Raw genomic sequence first — 7815 nt, 5'->3', positions numbered from 1 at the left:
GCGCAGCGGGCTAGTGTCTAATCAATTCACTATAGCGCGCCTTCAAAAATTAGCGGAGTTGGCCCTGTGTTGGCGACTTGCCTTCGCTGTCGACTTGATAATAACGGAGCGACGCATTGCACTCGACGGCAGTCAGCGTGCCGCCGCCGACGCAAAACGTATCGAGGGCGATCAGATGCTGATAGTCGCTCGGCTGGCCGTCTCGTTGCGGCGTGTGCCCGACCAATGCGGTCTTGCCGTTGTCGTGCTGCCGCGGAGGCTCCGGCCGCAGATGCTCCCAATAGAGAAAGAGCGGCGGCTGATCGGTCAGCGGCAGGTCATATTGATAGTTCGCATGGACGAAGAAGAATTTCTCCGTCTCGTAATAAGGGAGCGTCGCCGACAAAAAGTCCCAATGACGCGGCGGCACTTTGTCCAAACTGCCGCCGTAGCTCTCTAAAGTTTCGGCGCCGCCGCATTCGCGCCAAAAATGCAACTGCTCGTCGCTAGTGCGGGAGTTGAGCATCATGACTTCATGATTTCCACGCAGAAAAATCATCTGCCGCCGCGTGCTCCAGTCGAGCAACAGGTCAATCACGCCGGCAGAGTCTGGCCCACGATCGACATAATCGCCTAACATGACAATCTGATCCGCAGGCTCCGATGCGATCCACTCTAGCAAACCTGCCAGCGCGTCGCGGCATCCATGCACATCGCCGATCGCAAAAATTCGTGAGGTCATCGCTTAAACTATCAAAGAATGGAAACTATCGCCGCTGTTATTCTACGTCATGAACGTCAAAATGGGATGTGCGATTTCCCTTGGCCTCCACAGACAAGCGTCCACAAAAAACGACGCGGTCTCCCCACTTTTCGCGCGAGCAGGTTTCCATTAGTGTGGCCTTACCCTGGCGCTTTTGGCAGTCGCCGCGGACCAGCGACCCTGTTTACGAATCGATCGGAGAGGCAATGAGCGAATTGGACCTGAATCTCGACGCAAGCCGAGCACGCCAGCAACGACTTTGGAACGCGCTCGCCGGGGCCGAGTTAGACGCGATCATCGTCACGCAAATCGAACATATCCAGTACCTGATCGGCCCGAAATTCGCCTGGGTTCATTCGCCGGCCGCGATCTTATTCGCCGACGGAACAGCAACGCTGATCGCTCCGAACGAAGCTCCCGACGCGGCGGCCGCCGACGAAATTTTGACCTACGAAGCGCAATGGCTCTGTACGCTGCGTAACGATCAACGTCAGGCTTGCAGCGATGTCTTACTGCAATATCTGAAGTCACGCGGCAAGCTGGGGAAGATCGGCGTCGAATACTCCACGTTTTCGCTTCACCTGTCGCAACAGCTCGATGCGACGTTGATTGACGTCGAACCGACCTTGTATCAACTACGTCGCAAAAAAGACCCCGATGAACTGGCCCGCTTGAAGAAGGCGATCACCGGCACCGAGCGGATGTACGAAGTCGCCCGCGACATGATCCGCCCCGGCGTCAGCGAACTGAACGTCTTTAACGCATTGCAAGCGGCCGCGGTCAAAGAGTATGGCGAGATGCTGACCGGCGCCGGCAACGACTATGCTTGCGGCGCCAAAGGAGGTCCGCCACGGGATCGCCTGACGCAAGATGGCGAGCTTTATATTCTCGACCTGGGCCCCGCATTCCGCGGCTACTTTGCTGACAACTGCCGCACGATCGCCGTCAACGGCAAGCCGACCGACGAGCAACAGCAAACATGGGAAATCGTCATGCAGACGTTTGCTCATGTGACGAAGACGGTTCGCCCCGGCAAAAGCTGCAAAGAACTGTTCCAAGAGGTGGTCGGAATTTTGAGCGCCGCACCGATCGGCGTCTTTGACCATCACCTAGGCCATGGGATCGGCCTCTTCCCGCATGAAGCGCCCCACTTAAACTCGTGCTGGGACGATGTCTTCGCCGAGGGCGACGTCTTCACCGTCGAGCCTGGCATTTATGACGAGAAGCTCCGCTTCGGCATGCGGCTCGAGAATGACTACTTGGTCACCGCCGACGGAGTGGAGTTGCTGTCCGACTTCCCGATTGGGCTGACGTAGAACGCAACGAAGTCGCCATCCTTCATAACCCCAGACGCGAGTCTTGAGGTCGCGGTTTTTTTCTGGCGCCGCCCCTCGATAGCTTCGCTATCGGCGCGGCGCCAGGTTAGAAGTTCGTGCCATTTTTGCGATGTCAAACGGCGGAACGATCTCCGATCGGAGGCCCAGTTCGACTTGATGCTTCCCACCGACTTCTTCGGCCCAGATCGCGGAGCTATCCGGGCCAAGCGGTTATGGTTTGGCGAAATAGCGCAGCTTCCGATGAAAGAAACGTTAGTTCATCGTCGGGTCGGTCGGCATTCCTTTTAGATGCAGCGTCGATCGCATGATGTCGGCGCCGATCTTGCCGGTCACGTCTTTCCACAGTCGCTCGACGTCGGTCGTAAAGACATGAGCGGCTTCGGCCGGCAGCAAGAGCCAGCCGCCGGCCTCCATCTCAGCTTCCAACTGCTGCTCGCCCCAGCCTGAGTAGCCGATAAAGATCCGCTTCGGCTCGTGATCCTCGCGCACTAGCTTCTCGATGTTTTCTTTGTCGCTCGAGAAATAGACCCCCGGCAGGATCTCGATCTCTTGGCACGGAGCATGCGAATGTATCGCCATGAGCGGCCCTTGCACGGGTCCGCCCAAAAAGACCAGGTTCTCGTCGGCGATCTCCTCGCCGGCGATCTCTCGCCACATCGCGGCCATCGTCAACTCGGTGGGCCGGGTCAAAACGAGTCCCAACGCTCCCTCTTCGTCATGCTGCACCATCAAGACGACGGTTCGCAAGAAATTGGGATCCGGCAAATGCGGTGACGCGATTAGCAATTGACCTTGGAGCGACTGCATCGTGCGAAACCTTCTGCGGCAAGCCAAACGGCGGAGGTGAGCCTAGTCGCTCTATTTTTGTTCCATCGGCCGCAAAAAGCCAGTGTGGGCGCCTTTTTGTTCAGCGCCGTTACCATTCGCCGCATGCGAATCGTTACGCAGGGCTGCGTCGACTTCAAGCAGAGCCGTCCCAAGAGGGGATTTTGCCAGCCGCAAAGATTTACCAACGCGAGCCGTATGGATCGCGCCAAATACATCCGCCCCAAGACCAGCCGACGCCAAAGCCGACCATCACATGGTTGCGACGCGGCGCCAAGCGACCTTGCTTGCGCAAGTCATGGATCAAAATCGGAATCGTGGCCGAAACGGTATTGCCGTAATTGCTCAATTCGATCGGCATCCGTGTTTCGTCCAAGCTGAGCCGCTCTTGCAGTTGCTCGAGCATTTTCCGTGTCGCTTGGTGAAACAGATAGAGATCGAGTTGCTCGCGTTCCATCGACGCAGCGGCCAGAATGTTCTCGACCAGTTGCGGAACGGCGCCGACCGTAAAGCTAATCAGACTGGGCCCATCCATATACAGCCGGCTGCTCCAGCGTTTGCGATGACGCGGTTGAATCGCATCCTCCGCCGGGCGCGATCCGCCTTCGGTCGCCAGCAGCGTATCTGCACCGCTGCCATCGGTCCCAAATTGAAAGCCAAACAGCTCCTGAGTGTCGCTCGCTTCAATCAGCGTCGCGGCGGCGCCATCCCCAAAAATCGTCCGAATGCTGCGATCGTCGGGGGCGATATATTTTGAATACGTTTCGGCCGTGATCAATAAGACGCGTCGCGCGACGCCCGAGCGAATCAAACCGTCGGCCAGCGCCAGCCCATAGATGAAGCCGGAGCAGCCCAAGTTGAAATCGAGCGCACCGCATTTGGTCGGCAAGCCAAGTCGATCTTGCACCAGGCAAGCCGTCGTCGGCAGCGGATAGTCCGGCGTTTGCGTGCAGAACAAGAGAAAGTCGATCGACTGGGGTTCGATCGAATGCTCTTCAAACAGACGTAGCGCCGCCTTCACGCCCAAGTCTGAAGCGCACTCTCCTTCAGCAGCGACATGACGTTGTTCGATCCCCGTTTTCGAGGCGATCAACTTCATGTCCCACTGCGGAAATTCCGCTTGCAGTTGTTCGTTCGTTTCGATCCGTTCCGGCAAATGGATAGCGATCGGTCCGATCGACGCGTACTTCACAAAGCGTCCTTTGCTTTTTTACCCAAGCTGAAGATGTCGCCGCTATAGGTACATCATTCACCGTTAATCGTTTGCCTACCAGAGCTTAACGAATCTGGGGAAGGAGGGAAGACCGGATTAGCCCAGGAAGTGTTCGACCTTGACTTTGGAGCCCCGTTTTTTCTACTCTTCGCTCGCTCCATGGACACTTCATCGCAGATCAATTTCGGATAGTCGGGTTATGTCTTCCCTGCGAATTACCCGGCGACTGTTCCTTTCGGCCGCACTTGCGGCCGGTAGCGCACCTTGGCCTGCCTGGGCAGATACCCCAGAATGGCCCGATGAACAACGGATTCCCCCGTTTGTGATTCACGCCGATTTTGCGTTGAGCACGGCGCCCCTATTCGAGGGGGAACTCGCGGGGCTGCGTCGAGATCTGGCGACGTTTCTGACGCTTCCAGAGCAACCGGCCGAGATTCATCTATATCTCTTTGGGTCGGCGTCCACCTATCGCGACTATGTCACACGCTATTTTCCAGGCGTACCGCAGCGCCGCGCTCTCTTCATCCAAGCGAACGACGTGCCGATGGTTTTCGCCCATCGATCACCCCATTTGCTGACCGATCTGCGGCACGAGTGCTGTCACGCGCTCGTTCATCAAACGCATCACGATCTTCCCCTTTGGCTGGATGAAGGGATCGCCGAATACTTTGAACCGCCGCTCAATAATCGCCTGCATCGGGGAGATTATCTGCCGCAGGTGATCCAAGAAGCCAAGCTGGCGGAAATCTCTCCGCTAGCGACACTCGAGCGACTGCGGAGCGTCAGCGAGATGGGGGATCGCCAGTATCGCCACTGTTGGGCTTGGCTCCATTTCTTACGTCATGGACCAGCAGGGGCTCAGCAAGCGTTCACCCAGTATCTCTCCGCTCAGCGTCAACATCCCAAGACGCCGGTCTCGTACTTCCTGCGCGGCCAATTTGCCGACACCGATGCCGAATGCCGACGCTATCTGATGGGACTGGAAACCTCTTAGCCGTGTGCGTTGCTCTTTCTGCGAAGACGCGATAAGAGCATCGCACGTGAATAACGCATATTCGCCAATCTTCGCAGTCATCCAAAGCGACGCTAAACCGAACTTTGCAGATTTCCTCATCAGCCGCTTCTCTGCCGGTCGAAGGTTAAATCGACACGACGGAGCTAGATTTCACTGCCGTCGTGTGCCGTAAATTAGACCGATTTCATCTGGCGTCGTTTTGAAGGGACTCAAATTGACCGCCGTTCGTTACCTGCGTTATCTCTACCAGGCTCACCTTTCGTCGCCGCGTCACGAACGTGAGATTTATCACACCCTCCGCCAAGCGGCGCCGATCACGCGCATCGTTCAGGTCGGCGTTGGCGATGGAGCGCTTGCGCAAAAAGTGATTCAATTCACTCAACAATATGCGGGCGACACGCAGGTTGAGTACACCGGCATCGACATGTTCGAGGCGCGTGAGCAACAAGACGGCATGCCGCTGAAACAGGCGCACAAATGTCTAGTCGCCACCGGCGCCAAAATTAAACTGACGCCGGGAACGGCCTCGATGGCGCTCCCCCGTTTGGCCAATGGTTTGCTCAAGACGCAGCTTCTTTTGATTGCTGCCGATCAGGACTCCAACGACGTTAACGCAGCGCTCAGCTGGTTGCCGCGGATGCTAACGGAAGAGAGCGTCATCTTCTGGGAACGCTTAGGGAACGATGGTCTCCATCTAGAAAAGCTCGCCCTTTCTGATCTCTCGGCGCCAGCACCGGCGCGTCGAGCCGCCTAAGCGGCGAGAATTTTGCGAACGAATCCTTTTCGTGCATCGTCGAGTATAAGTAGGGAAACGCCAGTTCCGCACATCGGTTTGGCGTTCCCCCCTACCGACGCGAATAATAAGCAAACGCCATCCGGCAATATTCGCCTTCCCTGATCGAAATGCTTACGATGAGGGAAGCTTGAAACGACCATTGATCGACGATTGCGAACTCCGGCGAGTCTATGCGCGGCACATCTGAATCGAGTGAACTGCCCCCTGAAATCGATGAGACGGTCATTGCGCCATCGGATTCGACCGATGCGTCCCGTTCTCTCTCCCCAAATGTCGCTCTGGTCGAAGGCTCCAGCCCCCACTTTTCGGCCATCACTCAATCACTGCTGCGCGTACGACTGCGCGTCGCCGCGCTCGCATTGGCGGCCGCCTATGGCGTGTTTCTCCTATTTCACTTGTGGGCATTCTTTTTTTCGTCCACTTACGGCGAAAGCTATGTGCTGTTTGTCTTCCACATCGCACTCGTCGCACTGTTAGGCACAACCGGCTATTACCTTTGCCCCAAGTGCGATCGGCAGACGCCGCTGTTACGCGTGCAAGAGGCGATGGTCTTTGGTTTGCCGGCGATCTTCACGTTCCTGATTCAGCTGCAACCGCTGGGACGCTGCGATACGACCAATCACATGATTCAAAGTCCGGCGCCTCTGTGGTTGCTGTTGATCTTCACCTATGCGTTGTTCATCCCCAACAAATGGCCTCGCGCGGCGATCGTGATCGGCGCGATGGCGCTGGCGCCGCTTGCGCTGATGGCGGTCGGCGGCATTATGTGGCCTGATTGCCGCCTGGCGATCTCCAACAATTGGGATATGGTCGGCAAAACGATGCTGGTGATGATGGTCTGCAGCAGCGTCGCAGTCTTCGGCGTGCATACGATCAATCGCCTCCGATCCGAAGCGTTTCGCGCCAAACAATTGGGCCAGTATCACCTGCGCAAGTTGATCGGTTCCGGCGGCATGGGCGAAGTTTATCTCGCCGAGCATACGCTGATGAAACGCCCCTGTGCGATCAAATTGATCCGTGCCGAGAAAGGCGCCGACAGTCGCGTCTTGGCTCGGTTCGAGCGTGAAGTCCGCTTGTCGTCGAAGCTCTCCCATTGGAACAACATCGACATCTACGACTACGGACGAACCGCCGACGGCACGTTTTATTACGTGATGGAATTTCTGCCGGGGCTGTCGGTCTCGGACCTGGTCAAACAATATGGTCCGTTGCCGGCAGAGCGGCTGATCTACCTGATGACCCAAACCTGCGACGCGCTCTCCGAAGCGCATACCAAAGGGTTGGTCCATCGCGACATCAAACCGGCGAATGTCTTCGCCGCCCAGCGCGGCGGCCATTACGACGTGGCGAAACTGCTCGATTTCGGTCTGGCCAAGCCGATAGAAACGACCGCCGAAGATACGCAGCTGACCCAGGAAGGCTCGATCACCGGTTCGCCGCTGTTCATGTCGCCAGAGCAAGCCTCCGGCGAGCATGAACCAGACGCCCGCGGCGATATTTATTCGCTCGGCGCGCTCATGTATTTCATGCTAACCGGTCAGGCGCCGTTCAATTACGATCGCCCGATCAAAGTGATCATCGCGCACGCCCATGAAAAACCAGTTCCGCCGTCGCAGCTAAAGACGGATATCCCGACCGAAATCGACGCAATCGTCCTCCGCTGCTTGGAGAAATCACCGGACGATCGTTACCAGACCGCGGTCGAACTTTCGCATGCACTGGAACAGTGCGAAGCCTTTGGCCGTTGGAACCGACAATTGGCCGCCAACTGGTGGATGGCCGACGAACGACGAATTCCGGTGGTTGAAGAAGAGGTCTTCGCCTAAGAAACAGCGATCGGAAAACCGCGCAAGCCCGAATTTTTCTGTTATTTCGGCTTCTCACAAT

At 57.0% G+C, this 7815-nt stretch carries 7 protein-coding genes; 4 read left to right on the top strand and 3 right to left on the bottom strand.

Annotated elements, in window-relative coordinates:
• Positions 1-49: 49 nt before the first annotated feature.
• A complete protein-coding gene (locus DSM3645_RS13090) occupies positions 50-721 on the bottom strand; it encodes a metallophosphoesterase family protein (protein ID WP_002652668.1) in 672 nt (223 codons plus the stop codon).
• Positions 722-948: 227 nt separating this feature from the next.
• Between DSM3645_RS13090 and DSM3645_RS13085 the strand changes: the two genes are divergently transcribed.
• A complete protein-coding gene (locus tag DSM3645_RS13085) occupies positions 949-2058 on the top strand; it encodes a M24 family metallopeptidase (protein WP_116344401.1) in 1110 nt (369 codons plus the stop codon).
• Positions 2059-2331: 273 nt separating this feature from the next.
• Here the strand turns inward: DSM3645_RS13085 and DSM3645_RS13080 are convergent, their stop codons facing one another.
• Both DSM3645_RS13080 and DSM3645_RS13075 read right to left on the bottom strand, forming a co-directional pair.
• The gene (locus DSM3645_RS13080; RefSeq protein ID WP_002652666.1) at positions 2332-2886 is read right to left on the bottom strand and encodes a YqgE/AlgH family protein; all 555 of its coding nucleotides are present in this window, start codon (positions 2884-2886) and stop codon (positions 2332-2334) included.
• Between the two features lie 199 nt (positions 2887-3085).
• A complete protein-coding gene (locus tag DSM3645_RS13075) occupies positions 3086-4096 on the bottom strand; it encodes a ketoacyl-ACP synthase III (protein WP_002652665.1) in 1011 nt (336 codons plus the stop codon).
• A 220-nt stretch (positions 4097-4316) separates the two neighbouring features.
• Between DSM3645_RS13075 and DSM3645_RS13070 the strand changes: the two genes are divergently transcribed.
• The 3 genes from DSM3645_RS13070 (at position 4317) to DSM3645_RS13060 (ending at position 7754) form a co-directional block, all read left to right on the top strand.
• Positions 4317-5111, top strand: a complete 795-nt coding sequence (locus DSM3645_RS13070; protein ID WP_131282532.1) for a hypothetical protein — start codon at positions 4317-4319, stop codon at positions 5109-5111.
• A 235-nt stretch (positions 5112-5346) separates the two neighbouring features.
• Complete coding sequence (locus tag DSM3645_RS13065) at positions 5347-5886, top strand: hypothetical protein (RefSeq protein ID WP_131282529.1); 540 nt, start codon at positions 5347-5349, stop codon at positions 5884-5886.
• Positions 5887-6098: 212 nt separating this feature from the next.
• Positions 6099-7754 (top strand): serine/threonine protein kinase, encoded by a 1656-nt coding sequence (locus tag DSM3645_RS13060; RefSeq protein ID WP_002652662.1) that lies wholly within the window; start codon positions 6099-6101, stop codon positions 7752-7754.
• Positions 7755-7815: the final 61 nt, after the last annotated feature.

The sequence above is a fragment of the Blastopirellula marina DSM 3645 genome (assembly GCF_000153105.1).
GTDB classification, from domain to species: Bacteria; Planctomycetota; Planctomycetia; order Pirellulales; family Pirellulaceae; genus Blastopirellula; species Blastopirellula marina.
This window is presented reverse-complemented; position numbering and strand designations above follow the sequence as displayed.